We start from the raw sequence: 19,519 nt of genomic DNA, 5'->3' as shown, positions 1-19,519 counted from the left end.
TCCGCATCGAGCAGCGGACGGCTGTCAGGCCATCGTAGGCGGATCAAGCCAGACCTGCCGGAGCCTGTGGATAACCTTCTGACCTGCTACTTTCCCTTGAATCGGATCCAGGCTTCAGGAACACACGGTTCCGGCCGCCGGGACCTTCCCGTCCAGCAGATAGCCGTTCACCGCGGCCTGCACGCACTTGTTCTTGCTGTCGTACGCGCCGTGCCCCTGCCCCTTGTACGTCAGCTCGATGCCGACGCCCTTGCCCAGCGCGTCCACCATCTTCTTCGCGCCCTCGTACGGCGTTGCCGGGTCGCCCGTGTTGCCCACGACAAGGATCGGCGCGGCCCCTGGCGCGCTCACGTCGGGATGGTCGGCGGCACCCGCCACGGCCCAGTCGGTGCAGCTGACCAGGCCCCACGCCAGGAAGTCGCCGAACAGGGGCGAGGCGGACCGGAACTCGGGCAGTTTCTGCTGCACATAGCCGGCGCTGTAGCGGGGCTTGTCGTCGGCGCAGTTGATGGCGATGTTGGCGGCGGTGATGTTGCTGTATTCGCCGTTCTCGCTGCGCCCGTTCAGGGAGTCGGACAGTGCCATGAGGACCTTGCCGTCGCCGCTGTACGCCTGCTCCAGGCCCTCGGTTAGGTACTGCCAGTAGTCCTTCGAATACAGGGCCTGCGCAATGCCGTTGGTCGCGGCGGTCTGGGTCAGCCGGCGGGGGAAGATGCCGGAGATCGGCTTTGCGTCGAGGTCCTTCAACAGCTTGGCGATACGGTCCTTCACGTCCTGAGCGGTGTCGCCGATGGGGCACGGCGTGGTCTTCGACGTGCAGTCCGCGGCGAAGTTGTCGAGCGCGAGCTGGAAGCCCTCGGCCTGTCCGAGCGAGCTCTGTTCGGCGTTCTGCGTCGGGTCGACGACCGCGTCGAGGACGGCGCGGCCCACTTTCTTCGGGAACAAGTGGGCGTAGACGCCGCCGAGTTCGGTGCCGTACGAGATGCCGAAGTAGTACAACTTGTCGTCGCCGAGGACTTGCCTCATGAGATCCATGTCACGGGCCGCGTCGGTGGTGCGGACACGCGGCAGCACCTTCTTGGAGTTCTTCTCGCAGGCCGTGTTGAACGCCTTGGTGTTGTCCACGAACTCGGTGCGCTCACCGGCATCGTCGGGGGTCGCGTCCTGCTGGAAGTACGCATCGAGCTGCTGGTCGCTCTCGCACTTCACGGGGGCGCTGCGGCCGACTCCGCGCGGGTCGAAGCTGACCAGGTCGTAGCGGGTGCGCAGTTTCGCGTAGTCCTGGCCGAAGGCGGGCAGTGTGGTGACGCCCGAGCCGCCGGGCCCGCCGAAGTTGAAGACGAGGGAGCCGATGCGCCTGCTGTTGTCTCCGCTCGCCCTCGCACGGATCAGCGCGATGCCGATCGTGTCGCCCTTGGGCTCGGCCCAGTCGAGGGGCGCCTTCAAGGTGGCGCACTGCCAGTGGCCGCCGTTCGGCAGAGGCGACGGGGCGGTACCGCCGCCTTCGGCTGCGGACGGGGCCGGGCAGTCCTTCCAGTCCAGCTTCTGGGCCGGCAGATCCTCGCCCTTGGAGTCCTTTGAGCTGTCGCTGCAGCCCGCCGACAGTGAGGACAGCAGCACGGCGGTGGCGGTCAGGGCAGCTGCCCGCAGGCGGGAAGGGATCATGCTCCCATCCTGCGGTCACGCGCGCGGGGGCGCTCGGGGCACGAGCCCGTAAGAGGTACGCCGGCTCCGGTCCTCGTGCTACAGCGCACCCTTGCGCGACAGTTGGTTGAAGGCCAGCCAGCCCGGCAGCACCGGCAGCCACAGCGTCAGCAGCCGGTACAGCAGCACGGCCGGGGCCGCGACCTCCTTGGGCAGGCCCACGGCGATCAGACCGACCGTCAGGGTCGCCTCCACCGCGCCCACGCCACCCGGGGTCGGGGCCGCCGACCCGAGCGCGTTGCCGGCGAGGAACACGACGGCCACGCTGGCGAGGCTGAGCGAGGTCCCGTCCTGGCCGAAGGCGCGGATCGAGGCGTCCAGGCACATCACGAAGCAGGCGGTCAGCAGCAGCATGCCGCCGATGCCGGTGACGAGCTTCTGCGGCCGCTGCAGCACATCCAGCATGCGCGGTACGACACCGGCGAAAAGCGACCGCACGCGCGTGACGACGAATTTCCGCAGGAACGGCACCGAGGTGACCACGAGGACGAGCACGGCCACCGACAGCAGACCCGCGATGACCGTCCGGGACGGCGACAGGGACGGCGTCTTCTCGGTGCCGGTCAGATAGCCGAACGACAGCAGCATCAGGATGTGGCAGCCGAGCCCGAACAGCTGCGAGGCGCCGACGCTCGCCACCGCGAGCCCTGGACGCACCCCGGCACGTTGCAGGAAGCGCGTGTTGAGGGCGACACCGCCCACCGCGGCCGGGGCGACGATCTTGACGAACGACCCGGCGACCTGAGCCCCCACGGCCCGCAGGAACGGCACCCGCTCGGGTACGAACCCCAGCAGCGCCATCGCCGCCGCGAAGTAGCTGCCCGCCGAGAACACCACGGCTGCCATGACCCAGCCCCACTGCGCGTTCGCGACCAGGGGACCGAACTCGATGTGGGTGAGCTGCGTCAGCAGGAAGTACGCACCGATGGCGCCGGCGATGAAACTGATCAGGGTGCGCGGCCGCACCCGCTCCAGGCGGGCCGGCTCGACCGGAGCCTGCGGTCTGATCAACAGCACCTGGTGACGGATCTGCGTGAGCAGATCCTCCTCGCGTGCCTCTTCCAGGGCCTCGTCGATGGCCCGTTTCTCGGCCCTCAGCTCCGCCCGCACGGCCTTCTTGTCGGGCTTTTCGCGTACGGGTCCGGTGTCGTCCGAGGCCTCCTCCAGGCGGGCCTGCTTGGCCTGCCGGGTCGCCTCCAGGACCGCCTCGCGCTCGCGCTGGGCCCGCTCGCGGGCGAGCTTGCGCAGGGTCGCTCGGGAGGTGCGGCTGAGCGCGATGGGCTGCAGCATCGGCAGGCAGTCGGCCACGTCGTCGGGGCCGAGGACGCCCACAGCCGACGCCACCGCGCGTTCGGCGCCCACCCGCAGACCGAGCGTCACCAGGAGCTGCGAGATGTCCATGCGCAGCAGCAGATCACCGGCCGCGATCTCACCCACGCGCAGATCGGTCAGGATCACCGTGCCGGAACGATCCACCAGAATCGCGTCGCCGACCAGCCTGCGGTGCGCGATGCGCCGGGACTGCAGAGCGCGTACCTGGTGCCAGGTGTCGTGCAGCAGCTCGTCGGTGATCTCGTCGTCCGCGAGGGCGTCGAGGGTGCGCCCGCCCATGTGCTCGTAGACGAGCATCACGGCGTCGGGTCCGAGCTCCGAGGTCGCGATCAGCTTGGGTGCGTTGGCGCCGGCCGCGATGGCCGCGTAGGCGAGCAGCGCCTCCTGCTCCAGTGCCTGGCGCAGCGACTGGAGGCTGCTGCGCGTGGCGAAGCCGCGCAGCGTCAGGTTGCGCCACGCGCGGTAGAAGAAGCCCTGCGCCTGCTGTTCCCGGTCGACGACCGTCACGTCCAGCGGCGGGCCGTCCTCCAGCGTGACGAAGTACCTCCGGCCGCGGTCGCCGGTCTCCGGTGTCTCCGGCACCTCCTCGCGCGAGGCGGTCACGGGGCGGAAGCCGACGTGCCTGAGGCCTGCCATCAGCGTCCGTCCCGTGGGACGGACGTTGGGCGAGCCGACCGCGTACAGCGTCCCGTAGGCCACGGTCCAGCCGATCAGCACCGTCAGGATGATCGAGAACGGTGTCGTGTAGCCGGTGACGAGCATCGAGAACGCGTCGAGGAGCAGCACGATCCACAGCACCGCGCGCCAGCGCGGCCGCCGCGACATGCCGACGGCCGTCATGTACGCGATGACCGGCGCGAGATAGCCGTGCACCGGGTCGGTCAGGGCATGGATGTCGCCGGGGGAGGGCTGGGTGAGCGCCTCCTGGATGGAGTCGGGGGCGGCCTTGGCCACCCACAGATCTGTGGCGAGAGTCACCCCGTGCGCGAGGACCGCCGCGAGCACGCCGTCCGCGATGCGCAGCCCGTCGCGCTTGATCAGCCGCTCGATCGCGAAGGCGACCGGCACCAGGAGGATCGCGATGCTGGAGGCCAGCCCCGCGATCTTGATGAGCAGATCGGGTGCCTGTCCGGTGCCCTTGTTGATGTCCTGTTCGAGCCCCGAGGTGGTGCCGTGGGCGAACGCCGCGATCGCGAGCAGTACGACGACGGCGAGCACGCCCACCAGGAGGCGCATCAGATCGGACGGACGGTGCACGCGCGCGGGGAGCAGCGGTTCGTCGCCCTCTACCTGGTCGATGTGCGCCTCGTCCAGGAAGTCGTCCTCGCCCCGGTCGACGTCCTTCGGAGCGGTGTCCTTGCCGTCGGCGCCAGGGGCGGAGCCGGTGTCGGGGCGCGACGACGCGTCAGAGGTGCTCTCCGCGTCCTCTGGGTGCGCACCCTGCTGCTTCATGGTCTCTTCTTGATCTCGTATCACCAGTCACCGCCCGCACGATGGTGGCATGCTCCACCGACACGCGGGGGCATCAGGGTGCAGGAGCGGGGGCGCACAGTCTGCCGGAAGCGCCGCCCGGGGGCGAGGGATACGCACAGTCGCGACCGCGTCACACTGTCGGTGGCGTGCGGCAGGATGGGCCGGATGAGCGAGGAGAGCCTTCCGCGGGACGCCCGCCCGGAGCACGCGGACGCGCTGCCCGAATACGCAGAGCGCGTCCTCGATGTCGCCGAACTGATCCCGCCCGGGCGTGTCATGACGTACGGGGACGTGGCCGAGTGGCTGGAGGAGGGCGGCCCCCGTCAGGTCGGCCGGGTGATGGCCCTCTACGGGGGAGCCGTTCCGTGGTGGCGCGTCGTGCGCGCGGACGGCGTCCTGCTCCCGGGACACGAACTGCGCGCTCTCGATCACTACCGCGCCGAGGGCACCCCCCTCAAGCAGGCGAGCAGGGCCGCCGAGGGCCACCTGCCGCGCCTCGACATGAGGCGGGCCAGGTGGGACGGCGGCGAACGTGCGGAGGGTCACACCTGAAAGCTTCCGCCATACGACGGGCCGGTGTGTGACCCGTGATCCGTACGGGGGAAACGGGGCACGTTTGTGGCATGCCGTACGTTCGTGGGGCAAGGGACGTGCGGGTCGTGAGTGCCGCGAGGGAAGAAGAGGAAGCCCTGCTTCCGCAACCTCCGTCGGCGTAGCGTCGCCTGCACGCGTCCCCCTCACCTCCCGACCACCGCCCTGCACGCGCGGTGGTCCGACGACCAGTACAACCACCAGGACCGGCGAACCACGTGAGCTCCTCTTCCTCCACCAGGCGCCTGTCGCACCCCCAGGTGCGACAGGGGAGTCGTGGCGCCTACCGACTGGTGCGTACCCCGCCGGCCCGACAGGATCCCCCTCATCTGGACGCGCCACAGCGCTCCGTGGTTGACCACAAGGGCGGCCCGCTGCTCGTCCTCGCAGGTCCGGGTACCGGTAAGACCACCACGCTCGTCGAGTCCGTGGCGGCGAGGATCGCCCGTGGCGGGGACCCCGAGCGCATCCTGGTGCTGACGTTCAGCCGCAAGGCGGCCGTCGAACTGCGCGACCGCATGGCACTGCGCATAGGGGCGCCGCGCGCGCCCCAGGCGACCACCTTCCACTCGTTCTGCTACGCCCTGGTCCGCGCCCACCAGGACAACGACCTGTTCGTGGAGCCGCTGCGCCTGCTGTCGGGCCCCGAGCAGGACGTGACCGTCCGTGAACTGCTCGCGGGCCAGCTCGACCTGGAGCGGCTCGGTCTCGCGCACGTGCGCTGGCCCGACGAACTGCGCGCCTGTCTGACCACCCGGGGCTTCGCCGACGAGGTCCGTGCGGTGCTCGCCCGCAGCCGCGAACTGGGCCTGGGGCCCGGCGCCCTGGACGCCTTCGCCCGCCGTATCGGCCGCCCCGACTGGCGCGCGGCGGCCACCTTCCTCGCCGAATACCTCGACGTGCTCGACCTGCAGGGCGTGCTCGACTACGCGGAGCTGGTCCACCGAGCGGTCCTCCTGGCCTCCCGCCCCGAGGCCGCCGAGCGGCTCGCCGCGCGCTACGACGCCGTCTTCGTGGACGAATACCAGGACACGGACGCTGCCCAGGTACGGCTGCTGCACGCCCTCGCCGGCGGAGGCCGCACCCTTGTCGCCTTCGGCGACCCGGACCAGTCGATCTACGCGTTCCGCGGTGCGGACGTGGGCGGCATCCTCGAGTTCCCGGGCGCCTTCCCGCGCGCGGACGGCCGCCCGGCGCCCGTAGAGGTCCTGCGCACCTCGCGCCGCTCCGGTGCCGCCCTGCTCACCGCGACCCGGCTGCTCACCCAGCGCATGCCGCTCACCCGGCTTCCGGCGCAGAAGGTACGCGCGCATCGCGAACTCGCGCCGGTGCGGGACGGCGGCCGCGTCGAGGTGTACACGTACCCGACGCCCGGTACGGAGCTGGACAACATCGCCGACATCCTGCGCCGCGCACACCTGGAGGACGGCGTCCCCTGGCGTGAGATGGCCGTACTCGTGCGCGCCGGATCCCGCACGATTCCGACGGTGCGCCGTGCGCTCACCGCGGCGGGCGTGCCCCTGGACATCGACGGCGACGACCTGCCGCTGCGGCACGAACCGGCTGTGGCGCCGCTGCTGACGGCACTGCGGGCGGTGGCCGCGGCGGAGGCGGCGCGCACCGACGTGCCGGACGGGGAGGGCGCCGAGCCCGCCCCTGGACAGCCCGAGGCGGCCACGTCCTGGCTCGACACCGAAACCGCCCTGACCCTGCTGGCCTCCCCCCTCGCCGGCATGGACGCCGCCGACCTGCGCCGCCTCGGGCGTGCTCTGCGCGACGAGGAGCGGGCCGCGGGCGACCCCCTGCCACCGCCCTCGGACGAGCTCCTTGCGCGGGCGCTGGCCGAGCCGGAGCGCCTGGTCGCGCACGATCCGGCGTACGCGCGTGGCGCCCAGCGCCTCGGCGCACTGCTGCGCAGGGCCAGGGAGCGCCTCGCGGGCGGCGGTACGGCCGAGGAGGCGCTGTGGGACCTGTGGGACGGCACGCCGTGGCCCGCGCGCCTGCAGCGGTCCGCCCGGCGCGGTGGTGCGGCCGGCCGCAACGCCGACCGTGACCTGGACGCCGTGTGCGCCCTGTTCGCGACCGCAGCGCGCGCGGAGGAGCGCACCGGCGGCCGGGGCGCCCTCAACTTCCTGGAGGAGATCGAGGCCGAGGACATCGCCGCCGACACGCTCACCCGGCGTGCCGTACGCCCCGACGCCGTACGCCTGATGACCGCGCATCGCTCCAAGGGCCTGGAGTGGAGCCTGGTCGTCGTCGCGGGCGTGCAGGAGGGCCTGTGGCCGGACCTGCGCCGCCGCGGCTCCCTCCTGGAGGCCGACCGCATCGGCCGCGACGGACTCGCCGAACCGCTCACCCCGGGCGCCCTGCTCGCGGAGGAGCGGCGCTTGTTCTACGTGGCCGCCACGCGCGCGCGTGAACGCCTCGTCATCACCGCCGTGAAGGCACCCGCGGACGACGGCGACCAGCCCTCCCGTTTCCTCACCGAACTCGGCGTCGACCCCAGGGACGTCACCGGCCGCCCCCGCCGCCCGCTGTCCGTCGCGGCCCTCGTCGCCGAACTGCGCGCCACGACGGTCGACCCGCGCGTCTCCGACACCCTCAGGGAGGCCGCCGCCCACCGCCTGGCGCGGCTCGCCGCGCTCGCCGACGAGGACGGACGCCCGCTCGTCCCGTCCGCCCACCCCTACCGCTGGTGGGGCATGTTCGAGCCGACCGAGAGCAAGGTGCCGCTGCGCAACCGCGACCAGCCCGTCGTGCTCTCCGGCAGCGCCCTCGATCAGCTCGCCAACACCTGCGCCCTGCAGTGGTTCCTGGGCCGCGAGGTGAAGGCCGACGCCCCCGCGACGGCCGCCCAGGGCTTCGGCAACGTCGTGCACGTCCTCGCCGACGAGGTCGCCTCCGGACACACGCCTGCCGACCTCGCCGTCCTCATGGAGCGCCTCGACTCCGTGTGGAACGCACTCGCCTTCGACGCGCCCTGGAAGTCGGCGCAGGAGAAGGAGAACGCGCGCGTGGCGCTCGAACGCTTCCTGAAGTGGCACGTCATGGATCGCACCGGCCGTACACCGGTGGCCAGCGAGCACGACTTCGACGTCACCCTCGAAGCGGGCGACTACGAGGTCCGCATCCGCGGCTCCATGGACCGCGTCGAGGCCGACGGCGAGGGCCGCGCCTACGTCGTCGACTTCAAGACCGGCAAACAGGCGCCGACCGCCCGCGAAGTCGAACGCCACCCGCAGCTCGCCGTCTACCAGCTCGCCGTCCGCGAAGGCGCCGTGGACGAAGCCTTCGACGGCGTGCGTCCCGAGCCCGGCGGCGCCGAACTGGTCCAGCTGCGCCAGGGTGCCGCCCAGCGGGACGGCGGCGAGACCCTCCCCAAGGTGCAGGCCCAGGAACCACTGGAGGGGGAGTGGGCCGGCCGGCTGCTGGCCAACGCCGCCGGAAAGGTCCTCGACGAACGGTTCACGCCGAGCGCCGGCCAGCACTGCACGCACTGCGCCTTCCAGGCGTCCTGCAGCGCGCGGCCCGAAGGGCGGCACGTGGTCGAGTGACCCGGGTGATCTTCCGGGTTCCCTGTGATCGACCGCACCACACATGCTGACCTGCGCTTCTTCCAGCCCCGGGGCCGATTGGGCCTCCACTGTCAGTGGCCGCCGCTAGCCTCTCTGACGTGCCACCCCGTATCACCGATCCCGATCAGCTCAAGGAGCTCCTCGGGATTCCGTTCACCCCGGAGCAGACGGCCTGCATCATCGCGCCGCCGGCCCCGCAGGTGATCGTGGCCGGAGCCGGGTCGGGCAAGACGACGGTGATGGCGGCACGCGTGGTGTGGCTGGTCGGCACCGGCCAGGTCGCCCCCGAACAGGTCCTGGGCCTCACGTTCACCAACAAAGCCGCCGGTGAACTCGCGGAACGCGTCCGCAAGGCGCTCATCAAGGCGGGCGTCACCGACCCCGACGTCATCGACCCGGACAACCCGCCGGGCGAGCCGGTGATCTCGACGTACCACGCCTTCGCGGGCCGCCTCCTGACCGACCACGGCCTGCGCATCGGCCTCGAACCCACCGCCCGCCTGCTCGCCGACGCCACCCGCTACCAGCTCGCCGCGCGCGTGCTGCGCGAGGCACCCGGCCCCTACCGGGCACTCACCCGCTCCTTCGCGGACCTGGTCAGCGACCTGCTCGCCCTCGACGCCGAGCTCGCCGAGCACCTCGTACGGCCCGAGGATCTGCGCGCCTACGACGCCGGGCTGCTGCGCACCCTGGAAAACGCCAAACTCACCAACGCCGACCTGCGCAAGGTCCCCGAGGCGGCCGCCGCGCGCCGTGAACTGGCCGATCTGGTGGTGCGCTACCGGGCCGCCAAGCGCGAGCGCGACCTGCTCGACTTCGGCGACCAGATCGCCCTCTCCGCCCAGCTCGCCGGCATCCCCGAAGTGGGCCGCATCCTGCGCGACGAGTTCCGCGTGGTCCTCCTCGACGAGTACCAGGACACCTCGGTGGCCCAACGCATCCTCCTGGCAGGCCTGTTCGGCGACGGCACCGGCCACCCGGTCACCGCCGTCGGCGACCCCTGCCAGGCCATCTACGGCTGGCGCGGCGCCTCCGTCGCCAACCTGGACGACTTCCCGGAGCACTTCGCACACCCCGACGGCCGCCCCGCCACCCGCCAGGCGCTCAGCGAGAACCGCCGCAGCGGCGGCCGCCTCCTCGACCTCGCCAACGGTCTCGCGGAGCCCCTGCGCGCCATGCACGCGGGCGTGGAAGCCCTCCGCCCGGCCCCCGGCGCCGAACGCGACGGCACGGTGCGCTGCGCGCTGCTGCCCACCCACGCCGAGGAGATCGACTGGATCGCCGACTCCGTCGCCCACCTCGTGAACACCGGCAAGGCACCCGGTGAGATCGCCGTCCTGTGCCGTACGGCGACCGACTTCGCCGAGATCCAGGGCGCACTCGTCGCCCGGGACGTCCCCGTCGAGGTGGTCGGCCTGTCCGGACTGCTGCACCTCCCCGAGATCGCCGACCTGGTCGCCGTCTGCGAGGTCCTCCAGGACCCCGGCGCCAACGCCTCCCTGGTCCGCCTGCTGACCGGCCCGCGCTGGCGCATCGGACCCCGCGACCTCGCCCTCCTGGGACGCCGCGCCCGGCTCCTCGTCGCCCACGCGCGCGTGGACGGCGACGACGACCGGGACCGTCGGCTCGCCGAAGCCGTCGAGGGAGTCGACCCCTCCGAGGTGACCTCGCTCGCCGACGCCCTCGACACCTTCCTGGAGATGCCGCTCGAAGCCGAGCGGGAGGACGACGGGCTGCCCTTCTCCCCGGACGCGCGCGTGCGCTTCGCGCGCCTGGCCGCCGAACTGCGCGACCTGCGCCGCTCGCTCGCCGACCCCCTCATGGACGTCCTGCACCGCGTCCTCGCCGTCACCGGCCTGGAGGTGGAACTGTCGGCATCCCCGCACGCCCTGGCCGCCCGCCGCCGCGAGACCCTCTCCAACTTCCTCGACATCGCCGCCTCGTTCGCCGCCGGCGACGGCGAGGCCACACTGCTCGCCTTCCTGGCCTTCCTGCGCACCGCCGCCCAGTACGAGAAGGGCCTCGACAACGCCCTCCCCGGCGGCGAGAACACCGTGAAGGTCCTCACCGCCCACAAGTCCAAAGGCCTGGAGTGGGACGTCGTGGCCGTCCCCGGCCTGGTCACCGGCACCTTCCCCAGCACCCAGGGCCGAGAGAAGTGGACCGCCCAGGGCAAGGTGCTGCCGCACGAACTGCGCGGCGACGCCGACACCCTGCCCGACCTGGACACATGGGACTCCCGAAGCCTGAAAGCCTTCCAGGAGGCCATGAAGGAACACCAGCACACCGAGGAACTCCGCCTCGGCTACGTCACCTTCACCCGCCCCCGCTCCCTCCTCCTTGGCTCCGGCCACTGGTGGGGCCGCACCCAGAAGAAGCCCCGCGGACCCTCCGGCTTCCTGCAGGACCTGTACGACCACTGCGCGGCCGGCCACGGCGAGATCGAGGCGTGGGCGGACGAGCCCGCCGAAGGCGAGGAGAACCCGGCCCTGCACACCGCGACCGCCGACCAGGTCTGGCCCCTGCCGTTGGACGAGGCATCCCTGGCCCGGCGCAGGACGGCCGCCGAAACGGTCCTGGCCCACCTGGAGAACCTCGCCTCCCACGACGACGGCCACCCCGCGGCCACACACGACCCGGACAGCCACGACGACCCGGACTGGCCACCGCCACCGGATGACGAAGAAGTGCCCTACGACGAAGAAATGCCCTACGACGAGCAGGACCCCTTCGCAGAAGGGGCCCCTTTCACGAACGAAGACCCCGGCGACTGGCACGCCTGGTCCACGCACCGCCCCACCGTCCCGCACCAGGCGACGGCCCCGGAAAGCACCGAGCACACAAGCACACCCGACGGCGCACGCGCGCACCCGGAGCACAACGCGCACGCCTCCACGCCCCCGCACTCCCGCACCACCCCCGCGCACTCCCGCCTCACCCCGGAGGAAGCCCGCACCCTCGCCTCCTGGGACCGAGACCTCGACGCCCTCACCGGTGAACTCCTGCGCGCGCGGGAGGCCGTCACGGACGTCCCCCTCCCCGCATCGCTCACCGCTTCCCAGGTGCTGCGCCTGGCCGCCGACCCGGACGGTTTCGCGCAGGAACTCGCACGCCCCATGCCGCGCGCCCCGCAACCCGCCGCCCGCCGGGGCACCCGCTTCCACGCCTGGATCGAGGCCCGCTTCGAAGAGCTGACCCTTCCGATGCTGGAGCCGGAGGAACTGCCCGGCAGCGAGACCGACATCGCCGACGAACACGACCTGGAAGCCCTCAAGGAAGCCTTCGAACGCACCACGTACGCCCACCGCACACCCCACCGAGTCGAGGCGCCCTTCCAGCTCGCCATCGCCGGCCGCGTCGTCCGGGGCCGCATCGACGCCGTCTACAAGGAGGACGACGGCGACGGGCCGACGTACGAGATCGTCGACTGGAAGACCAGCCGCACCCGCACCGCCGACCCGCTCCAGCTCGCCCTGTACCGGCTCGCCTGGGCCGAGCAGCAGGGCATCCCCCTGGAGTCCGTCAACGCCGCATTCCTGTATGTACGCACCGGCGAGGTGGTACGACCGCAGGACTGGCCCGACCGGTCCGCACTGGAGCGGCTGCTGCTGGAGGAGCCGGCCGCGCAAGCAAACTGTGAGGAACCGCCCAACGAGGATGTCAGTGCGGGCCGATAGGCTCGTGACCATGAGCCAGACCCCGGACAGCGCCGTCCGTTCGTACATCGAGCAGCACCGTGCCGCCTTCCTCGACGACCTCGCGGAGTGGCTGCGCATCCCGTCCGTGTCGGCCCAGCCCGACCACGCGCCCGACGTACGCCGCAGCGCCGACTGGCTCGCCGCCAAACTCAAGGACACCGGCTTCACGACCACGGAGGTCTGGGAGACGCCGGGCGCCCCCGCCGTCTTCGCCGAGTGGCCGGCCACCGACCCCGCAGCGCCCACGGTCCTGGTCTACGGCCATCACGACGTGCAGCCCGCCGCCCGCGAGGACGGCTGGGACAGCGAGCCCTTCGAACCCGTCGTCCGCGAAAACCGTCTCCACGCGCGCGGAGCGGCCGACGACAAGGGCCAGGTGTTCTTTCACACACTCGGCGTCCGCGCCCACCTCGCCGCCACCGGCCGCACCGCCCCCGCAGTCCATCTGAAGCTGCTGATCGAGGGCGAGGAGGAGTCCGGCTCGCCGCACTTCCGGGCCCTCGTCGAGGAGCACACGGACCGGCTCGCCGCCGACGCCGTGATCGTCTCCGACACCGGCATGTGGTCCGAGGACACCCCCACGGTGTGCACCGGCATGCGCGGCCTCGCCGAGTGCGAGATCCACTTCTCCGGCCCCGACCAGGACATCCACTCAGGCTCCTTCGGCGGCGCCGTACCCAACCCGGCCACCGCCGCCGCCCGCCTGGTCGCCGCCCTGCACGACGAGCACGCGCGCGTCGCAATCCCCGGCTTCTACGACGGCATCGTCGAACTCACCGACCGCGAGCGCGAACTCTTCGCCGAGCTGCCCTTCGACGAGCAGCAGTGGCTGCGCACCGCCAAGTCGTACGCCCTCCACGGCGAAGCCGGGCACACCACCCTGGAGCGCATCTGGGCCCGCCCCACCGCCGAGGTGAACGGCATCGGCGGCGGCTACCAGGGCCCCGGCAGCAAGACGATCATCCCGTCCTCGGCCATGGTGAAACTCTCCTTCCGCCTCGTCGCGGGCCAGGACCCCGACCACATCGAGAAGGCCGTCCGCGCCTGGGCCGCCCAGCAGGTACCCGCAGGCATCCGGTACGAGATCACGTTCGCCGCGGCCACCCGCCCCTGCCTGACACCCCTGGACCATCCCGCCCTGCAGTCCGTCGCCCGCGCGATGGGCCGCGCCTTCGACAAACCCGTCCGCTTCACACGCGAGGGCGGCTCCGGACCCGCCGCAGACCTCCAGGAAGTCCTCGGCGCACCCGTGCTCTTCCTGGGCATCTCCGTCCCGTCCGACGGCTGGCACGCCCCGAACGAGAAGGTCGAACTCGAGCTGCTCCTCAAGGGCGTCGAGGCCAGCGCATACCTGTGGGGCGACCTCGCCGAGACCTGGCGCCATGCCCCCTGAGCGCCCCGCGCCATCCGTAGCGGCATCGCGCGCGGGGCAGACTGAAAAGGCCGCCCCGCACCGCCCAGCCCCACCGGACCCGGTCGCCTCCCACCGTCCGTCCCGCCTAACCGCCCGCCGAAACAATCCGTTCCACAGGGGGAGTTGGAAGCACCCGTGACCACCTGGACCGACCACACCGCCGACCGCCCCATCTCGCTCACTGCCCCCAGCGGCATCGACCGCGCCGCCCACCACCGGCTCGACGAGGCCTGGCTCGCGGCAGCATGGAGCCACCCCACGACCCGCTGCTTCGTGGTCTCCGGCGGCCAGGTCCTCATCGACGAGACGGCCGACGGCCGCACCGAACTCGTCATGACCCCCTCCTTCGAAGCCCCCCTGACCGAGGCACACCGCTACTTCCTGGGCACCGACGAGGACGGCGTCAGCTACTTCGCCCTCCAGAAGGACGCGCTGCCCGGCCGCATCGACCAGTCCGCGCGCCCGGCCGGCCTGCGCGAGGCCGGCCTCCTCCTCTCGCCCCGTGACACGGGCCTGATGGTGCACGCGGTCGGCCTGGAGAACTGGCAGCGCACCCACCGCTTCTGCTCCCGCTGCGGCGAGCGCACGGTCATCGCCGCGGCCGGCCACATCCGCCGCTGCTCCGCCTGCGGCGCCGAGCACTACCCGCGCACCGACCCCGCCGTGATCATGGCCGTCACCGACGAGAAGGACCGCATCCTGCTCGGCCGCCAGGTGCACTGGCCCGAGGGCCGCTTCTCCACGCTCGCCGGCTTCGTCGAGCCCGGCGAGTCCATCGAACAGTCGGTGCGCCGCGAGGTCTTCGAGGAGGCAGGCGTCACCGTCGGCGCCGTCGAATACGTCGCCAGCCAGCCCTGGCCCTTCCCGTCCAGCCTCATGCTCGGCTTCATGGCCCGCGCGACCTCGACCGAGATCAACGTCGACGGCGACGAGATCCACGAAGCCCGCTGGTTCTCCCGGGACGACCTGGGCGCCGCCTTCGAGTCCGGCGAGGTACTGCCTCCGTACGGCATCTCGATCGCGGCCCGCCTGATCGAGATGTGGTACGGCAAGCCGCTCCCGACGAGGAGCTTCATCTGAGGCGACAGCGCCGGATGACCGACCCGTACCGGAACCACAACGTCCACCACCACCCCGTGGTGCTCGCAGCCATGCCGGACAGGTGCGAGGCGGCCCTGGACATCGGATGCGGGGACAGGCTGCTCGCGCGCAAGCTCGCGGCGAAGGCCGCCCGGCTGATGAGGAGCCCGGCTGGGATGCCGGTCCGCTGCCGACTGCTGCGGCGCTCCACGATGGTGTGGGACACAGCACAGGAAGGCGGCCCCTGAGAGCACCTCAGGGACCGCCCTCCGCACCGAAACAACAGAGCGGCTAAGCGCCGATCTTCTGCTTCACCTGCGCCAGCGACGGGTTCGTCAGCGTCGAACCGTCCGGGAAAAGCACCGTCGGCACCGTCTGGTTTCCGCCATTCGCCTTCTCCACGAACGCCGCGGAATCCGGGTCCTGCTCGATGTTGATCTCGTTGTACGTGATGCCCTCGCGGTCCATCTGGCTCTTCAGCCGACGGCAGTAGCCACACCACGTGGTGCTGTACATCGTCACAGTGCCCGGCATGTCTCTCGCGCTCCTCAGCTGCTCGGGGATGCTTGGTCGCAGAGAGGGAACGTACTTGACAGGGCCACCATTCCCACCCGCGGTACCGCACCGGACGTGACGCCTGCCGCATTAGTACGACTGCAGGCACCTGCCTGTGGACAACCGCCGCACCCGTCTCCACCGACCTGGCAGCATGGCCATGTGACAGCAGCAACGCACTCCACGCTCTTCCCGCAGGCCCCCGACTCGGCCGACGCGGTGCTCGAAGGGCTCGACCCCGAGCAGCGCGAGGTGGCCACCGCCCTGCGCGGACCGGTGTGCGTCCTGGCGGGCGCCGGCACGGGCAAGACCCGGGCCATCACCCACCGCATCGCCTACGGGGTGCGCGCCGGAATCCTCCAGCCCTCCAGCGTGCTCGCCGTCACCTTCACCAACCGCGCCGCCGGCGAGATGCGCGGCCGGCTCCGCCAGCTCGGCGCGACCGGTGTCCAGGCCCGCACCTTCCACTCGGCCGCCCTCCGCCAGCTGCAGTACTTCTGGCCGAAAGCAGTCGGTGGCTCCATGCCCCGGCTCGTCGACCGCAAGATCCAGCTCGTCGCCGACGCGGCCGCCGCCTGCCGCATCCGCCTCGACCGCGGCGAACTGCGGGACGTCACCGCCGAGATCGAGTGGTCCAAGGTCACCCAGACCGTCCCCGCCGACTACGCCCCCGCCGCCGCCAAAGCCGGCCGTGACGCCCCCCGCGACCCGGCCGAGATCGCCCAGCTCTACTCCGTCTACGAAGACCTCAAACGGGACCGCTCCGTCATCGACTTCGAGGACGTCCTGCTGCTGACCGTCGCCATCCTCCAGGACCGGCACGACATCGCCGAACAGATCCGCTCCCAGTACCAGCACTTCGTGGTCGACGAATACCAGGACGTCAGCCCCCTCCAGCAGCGCCTCCTCGAACTGTGGCTCGGCGAACGGGACAACCTGTGCGTCGTGGGCGACGCCAGCCAGACGATCTACTCGTTCACCGGAGCAACCCCGGACCACCTTCTCGACTTCCGCACCCGCCACCCCGGAGCCACCGTCGTCAAACTGGTCCGCGACTACCGCTCCACCCCCCAGGTCGTCCATCTCGCCAACGGCCTCCTCGCCCAGGCCCGAGGCCGCGCCGCCGACCACCGACTGGAACTGATCTCCCAGCGCGAGGCGGGCCCCGAGCCCGGCTACACCGAATACACCGACGAGCCCGCCGAAGCCGAGGGCGCCGCCCGCCGCATCAGCGAACTCATGGACGCGGGCGTCCCGGCCAGCGAGATCGCCATCCTGTTCCGGACGAACTCCCAGTCCGAGACCTACGAGCAGGCCCTCGCCGACGCCGGAGTCCCCTACCAGCTGCGCGGCGCCGAGCGGTTCTTCGACCGCCCGGAGGTACGCAAGGCGGGCGTCGCCCTGCGCGGCGCAGCCCGCTTCGGCGGCAACGACTCTCTTCTCGACGACGCCGTGGACCTGCCCTCCCAGGTGCGTGCCGTGCTGTCGGGGGAGGGCTGGACCCCACAGCCCCCGGCCGGCTCCGGTGCGGTCCGAGAGCGCTGGGAGTCCCTCGCCGCCCTGGTGAACCTCGCGCACGACTTCGCCGCCGCCAAACCCGGCGCCACCCTCGCCGACCTCGTCGCGGAACTCGACGAGCGGGCAGGCGCCCAGCACGCCCCGACCGTCCAGGGCGTCACCCTGGCCTCCCTGCACTCGGCCAAGGGCCTGGAATGGGACGTCGTCTTCCTGGTCGGCGTCGCCGAAGGCATGATGCCGATCACCTACGCAAAGACCGACGAACAGATCGAGGAGGAGCGCCGCCTCCTCTATGTCGGTGTCACCCGGGCCCGGGAGCGCCTCCACGTCTCCTGGTCACTGTCCCGCTCACCCGGCGGCCGCCCGAACCGCCGCCCCAGCCGCTTCCTGGACGGGCTCCGCCCTGGCTCCACCGCCACCGTCGGCCGTACCGCGGCAAGTGGCGCAGGGGGAGTCGAGCGCGGCTTCACAAGCAGACCGGACGCCGTACCCCGGCGCACACAACGCACCCCCGCCCGCTGCCGGGTGTGCGGGCGCACGCTCACCGACGCCGGCGAGATGAAACTGATGCGCTGCGAGGACTGCCCCTCCGACATGGACGAGGGCCTCTACGAGCGGCTGCGCGAATGGCGCGCCGACCAGGCGCAGCGCAGCGGACAACCCGCCTTCTGCGTCTTCACCGACAAGACACTGATGGCCATCGCCGAGGCCGCCCCCGACGAGGAGGGCGAACTGGCCCGGATCCCCGGGGTCGGCGTGCGCAAGCTCAACCGCTACGGGGCCGATGTCCTGGCCCTCTGCGCAGGTCGCGAGCCTGAAAAAGAGGACGAAGGGGACTGATTCAAACTCGTCGAAAAAATAGTTTGCGCATGCCCCAGCAATCCCCATAGGTTCTTAGCCACGGGGACGGAGGCCTTCTCGGAGGCCCCGATTCCGTGTTCTACTTGCATATCCGTCGGACTGGCTCACCCCAGTCCCCGAAGCGCCGAGAGGAGGCGAGTCCAGTGATCAGCATCAACAGCAGCTCCATCAGCACCGTCAAAATGACCGATCGCTCGGTCGTCGCCTCCCTGTGCATGCTCGGCGCCTCGAACCCGGGCACCGGTCTGTCCGGCATTCCTGCCGGTCGGCTGGCGTCCTCCCCCGTTTCTCTCACGGGTCTTCCCATCCGTGAGCGCAATGAGCGACCGACCAAGGCACTGGAAGCAGTAGTGGCACAGGCGCAGGCCTATGCCTTTACGGCGGCCGGTGCCGGAAGCCGGAAGCAGACGACGCAGCACCACCAGATGTGGGCCTTCCGTGGGCCAGAACCCTGGAGTGATCCAGCCTGATCGCCGATCAGGCCGGCGCCTTCAGGGCCGCGGAACCCCATCCGGGATCCGCGGCCCTTCTGTTTTCCCCGAACGGGGACGACGGACCGAAGGGGCCTCGGGACAAGAGCTGAACCCGGTACCAGCCGCCACCCGGTCCAACAGGACCGGAACGACCAGACGAGGAAGACCAACCGTGCAACTCGAAGCGCACGCCCCGTCCGTACCGCCTTCCGAAACGATCCCCCCGCCCGGCCTCACGGAGGACTCCACCTTGATCCCGCTCACTGCGCTCACCGCGCTCGACGACGCCATCGAGAACCTCGGCGTACCCGTCCCCTGCCGTTCCTACGACCCGGAGGTCTTCTTCGCCGAGTCGCCGGCCGACGTCGAGTACGCCAAGTCCCTCTGCCGCACCTGCCCGCTGATCGAGGCCTGCCTCGCCGGCGCCAAGGAGCGGCGTGAGCCCTGGGGCGTCTGGGGTGGCGAGCTGTTCGTCCAGGGTGTCGTCGTCGCCCGGAAGCGGCCGCGTGGCCGCCCGCGCAAGAACCCGGTCACAGCATGAACATCACCGGAACGATCGACCGCCCTCTCACGAACGACCCCAAGAAGCAGGCCCCGATGAAGCCGTCCACCACCGAGCCCGCCGGCTCCGCGATCGAAGATTTCACCACCACAGGCGCGACAGGCTCGCGTCAGAACAGGACCCGAGAGATGCAACTCATCCAAGAAGCCCTGGCTCGTGCGCATATGCACGACCGGCTGCATGAGGCCGAGCGGGAACGCCGGGCCGTGCGCCTGGCGACCGCCCGCCGGATGCAGCGCCGGGCCGAGCGCGCCTCGCTGCGCGCCCGCCGCGCGCTCGCCATGGCGGTCATGCAGTAACCGATCACACCTGAAGCTCTGGCCTCCCGACCCCGGGAGGCAGTAGCTCACCGCGGGGGCCGGTCCGTCCGAACGGACCGGCCCCCGCGGTGCGTTGTGCCCGCCGATCCGCCGACCGCGGCGTTATCGTCACCGGGTGACGAGTCTTCCCGGAGGCAGTGACGACGCAGGCTCCCCCACGGAGCCACAGCCCCTGGTGTGCGCCCGCTGTGGCACCCGGGCCGAGGGCCCGCAGCCCACCTGGACCTGCTCCGTGGAAAACGGCGTCCGGCAGTATTTCTGCGACACCTGCTCCCGGGAGAACCTCAGGGCGATCGAGGGGCGGCTGGACTCGGCCTGGTGGTGAGGCCACTCCTCTGGGGTCTCCCCCCCCCGCCCCCTCCC

14 protein-coding genes are annotated in these 19,519 nt (G+C 71.4%); 11 read left to right on the top strand and 3 right to left on the bottom strand.

The features are described from left to right. Positions 1 to 114: 114 nt before the first annotated feature. Positions 115 to 1,665, bottom strand: a complete 1,551-nt coding sequence (locus P2Q00_RS32070) for an alpha/beta hydrolase (RefSeq protein WP_275776876.1) — start codon at positions 1,663 to 1,665, stop codon at positions 115 to 117. A 78-nt stretch (positions 1,666 to 1,743) separates the two neighbouring features. Continuing rightward, the gene (locus tag P2Q00_RS32065; RefSeq protein WP_275776875.1) at positions 1,744 to 4,488 is read right to left on the bottom strand and encodes a lysylphosphatidylglycerol synthase domain-containing protein; all 2,745 of its coding nucleotides are present in this window, start codon (positions 4,486 to 4,488) and stop codon (positions 1,744 to 1,746) included. Between the two features lie 186 nt (positions 4,489 to 4,674). Between P2Q00_RS32065 and P2Q00_RS32060 the strand changes: the two genes are divergently transcribed. The 6 genes from P2Q00_RS32060 to P2Q00_RS32035 all read left to right on the top strand — a co-directional run bounded on the left by P2Q00_RS32060 (position 4,675) and on the right by P2Q00_RS32035 (position 15,115). Then, on the top strand, positions 4,675 to 5,061 hold the full coding sequence (locus tag P2Q00_RS32060) for an MGMT family protein (protein ID WP_275776873.1): 387 nt from the start codon (positions 4,675 to 4,677) through the stop codon (positions 5,059 to 5,061). A gap of 257 nt (positions 5,062 to 5,318) precedes the next feature. Then, a complete protein-coding gene (locus tag P2Q00_RS32055; RefSeq protein ID WP_275776872.1) occupies positions 5,319 to 8,654 on the top strand; it encodes an ATP-dependent helicase in 3,336 nt (1,111 codons plus the stop codon). A gap of 119 nt (positions 8,655 to 8,773) precedes the next feature. Next, the gene (locus P2Q00_RS32050; protein WP_275776871.1) at positions 8,774 to 12,352 is read left to right on the top strand and encodes an ATP-dependent helicase; all 3,579 of its coding nucleotides are present in this window, start codon (positions 8,774 to 8,776) and stop codon (positions 12,350 to 12,352) included. Between the two features lie 10 nt (positions 12,353 to 12,362). After that, positions 12,363 to 13,766, top strand: coding sequence for a dipeptidase (locus tag P2Q00_RS32045; RefSeq protein WP_275776870.1), 1,404 nt, complete (start codon positions 12,363 to 12,365; stop codon positions 13,764 to 13,766). Positions 13,767 to 13,922: 156 nt separating this feature from the next. After that, positions 13,923 to 14,867 carry an NAD(+) diphosphatase gene (gene nudC, locus P2Q00_RS32040; RefSeq protein WP_275776869.1) on the top strand — a complete coding sequence of 315 codons (945 nt, stop codon included), beginning with the start codon at positions 13,923 to 13,925 and terminating at the stop codon, positions 14,865 to 14,867. Between the two features lie 14 nt (positions 14,868 to 14,881). Further along, positions 14,882 to 15,115 (top strand): hypothetical protein, encoded by a 234-nt coding sequence (locus P2Q00_RS32035; RefSeq protein WP_275776867.1) that lies wholly within the window; start codon positions 14,882 to 14,884, stop codon positions 15,113 to 15,115. Positions 15,116 to 15,158: 43 nt separating this feature from the next. Here P2Q00_RS32035 and P2Q00_RS32030 read toward each other — a convergent pair whose 3' ends face one another. Next, positions 15,159 to 15,401 carry a mycoredoxin gene (locus P2Q00_RS32030; RefSeq protein ID WP_030929162.1) on the bottom strand — a complete coding sequence of 81 codons (243 nt, stop codon included), beginning with the start codon at positions 15,399 to 15,401 and terminating at the stop codon, positions 15,159 to 15,161. A gap of 183 nt (positions 15,402 to 15,584) precedes the next feature. Between P2Q00_RS32030 and P2Q00_RS32025 the strand changes: the two genes are divergently transcribed. The 5 genes from P2Q00_RS32025 to P2Q00_RS32005 all read left to right on the top strand — a co-directional run bounded on the left by P2Q00_RS32025 (position 15,585) and on the right by P2Q00_RS32005 (position 19,481). Continuing rightward, positions 15,585 to 17,780, top strand: coding sequence for an ATP-dependent DNA helicase UvrD2 (locus P2Q00_RS32025; protein ID WP_275776865.1), 2,196 nt, complete (start codon positions 15,585 to 15,587; stop codon positions 17,778 to 17,780). A 164-nt stretch (positions 17,781 to 17,944) separates the two neighbouring features. Further along, positions 17,945 to 18,271 (top strand): hypothetical protein, encoded by a 327-nt coding sequence (locus P2Q00_RS32020; protein ID WP_275776864.1) that lies wholly within the window; start codon positions 17,945 to 17,947, stop codon positions 18,269 to 18,271. Positions 18,272 to 18,446: 175 nt separating this feature from the next. Beyond that, complete coding sequence (locus tag P2Q00_RS32015) at positions 18,447 to 18,815, top strand: WhiB family transcriptional regulator (protein WP_010984500.1); 369 nt, start codon at positions 18,447 to 18,449, stop codon at positions 18,813 to 18,815. Beyond that, a complete protein-coding gene (locus P2Q00_RS32010; protein WP_275776859.1) occupies positions 18,812 to 19,135 on the top strand; it encodes a putative WhiB-interacting protein in 324 nt (107 codons plus the stop codon). Before P2Q00_RS32015 ends, P2Q00_RS32010 begins: the two co-directional genes overlap by 4 nt. Before the next feature lie 136 nt (positions 19,136 to 19,271). Continuing rightward, positions 19,272 to 19,481, top strand: a complete 210-nt coding sequence (locus tag P2Q00_RS32005) for a hypothetical protein (RefSeq protein WP_275776857.1) — start codon at positions 19,272 to 19,274, stop codon at positions 19,479 to 19,481. Positions 19,482 to 19,519: the final 38 nt, after the last annotated feature.

Origin of the sequence: Streptomyces coacervatus (assembly GCF_029223485.1) — a bacterium.
Classification (GTDB): Bacteria; Actinomycetota; Actinomycetes; order Streptomycetales; family Streptomycetaceae; genus Streptomyces; species Streptomyces coacervatus.
The sequence above is the reverse complement of the archived record's forward strand: the minus strand, read 5'-3'. Positions and strand labels throughout refer to the sequence as shown.

Bases quoted from the DNA above. Each gene is read 5' to 3' on its own strand.
- P2Q00_RS32035 (WP_275776867.1), top strand. From the start codon at position 14,882: ATGACCGACCCGTACCGGAACCACAACGTCCACCACCACCCCGTGGTG.
- P2Q00_RS32045 (WP_275776870.1), top strand. From the start codon at position 12,363: ATGAGCCAGACCCCGGACAGCGCCGTCCGTTCGTACATCGAGCAGCAC.
- P2Q00_RS32010 (WP_275776859.1), top strand. From the start codon at position 18,812: ATGAACATCACCGGAACGATCGACCGCCCTCTCACGAACGACCCCAAG.
- P2Q00_RS32070 (WP_275776876.1), bottom strand. From the start codon at position 1,665: ATGATCCCTTCCCGCCTGCGGGCAGCTGCCCTGACCGCCACCGCCGTG.
- P2Q00_RS32060 (WP_275776873.1), top strand. From the start codon at position 4,675: ATGAGCGAGGAGAGCCTTCCGCGGGACGCCCGCCCGGAGCACGCGGAC.
- P2Q00_RS32065 (WP_275776875.1), bottom strand. From the start codon at position 4,488: ATGAAGCAGCAGGGTGCGCACCCAGAGGACGCGGAGAGCACCTCTGAC.
- P2Q00_RS32030 (WP_030929162.1), bottom strand. From the start codon at position 15,401: ATGCCGGGCACTGTGACGATGTACAGCACCACGTGGTGTGGCTACTGC.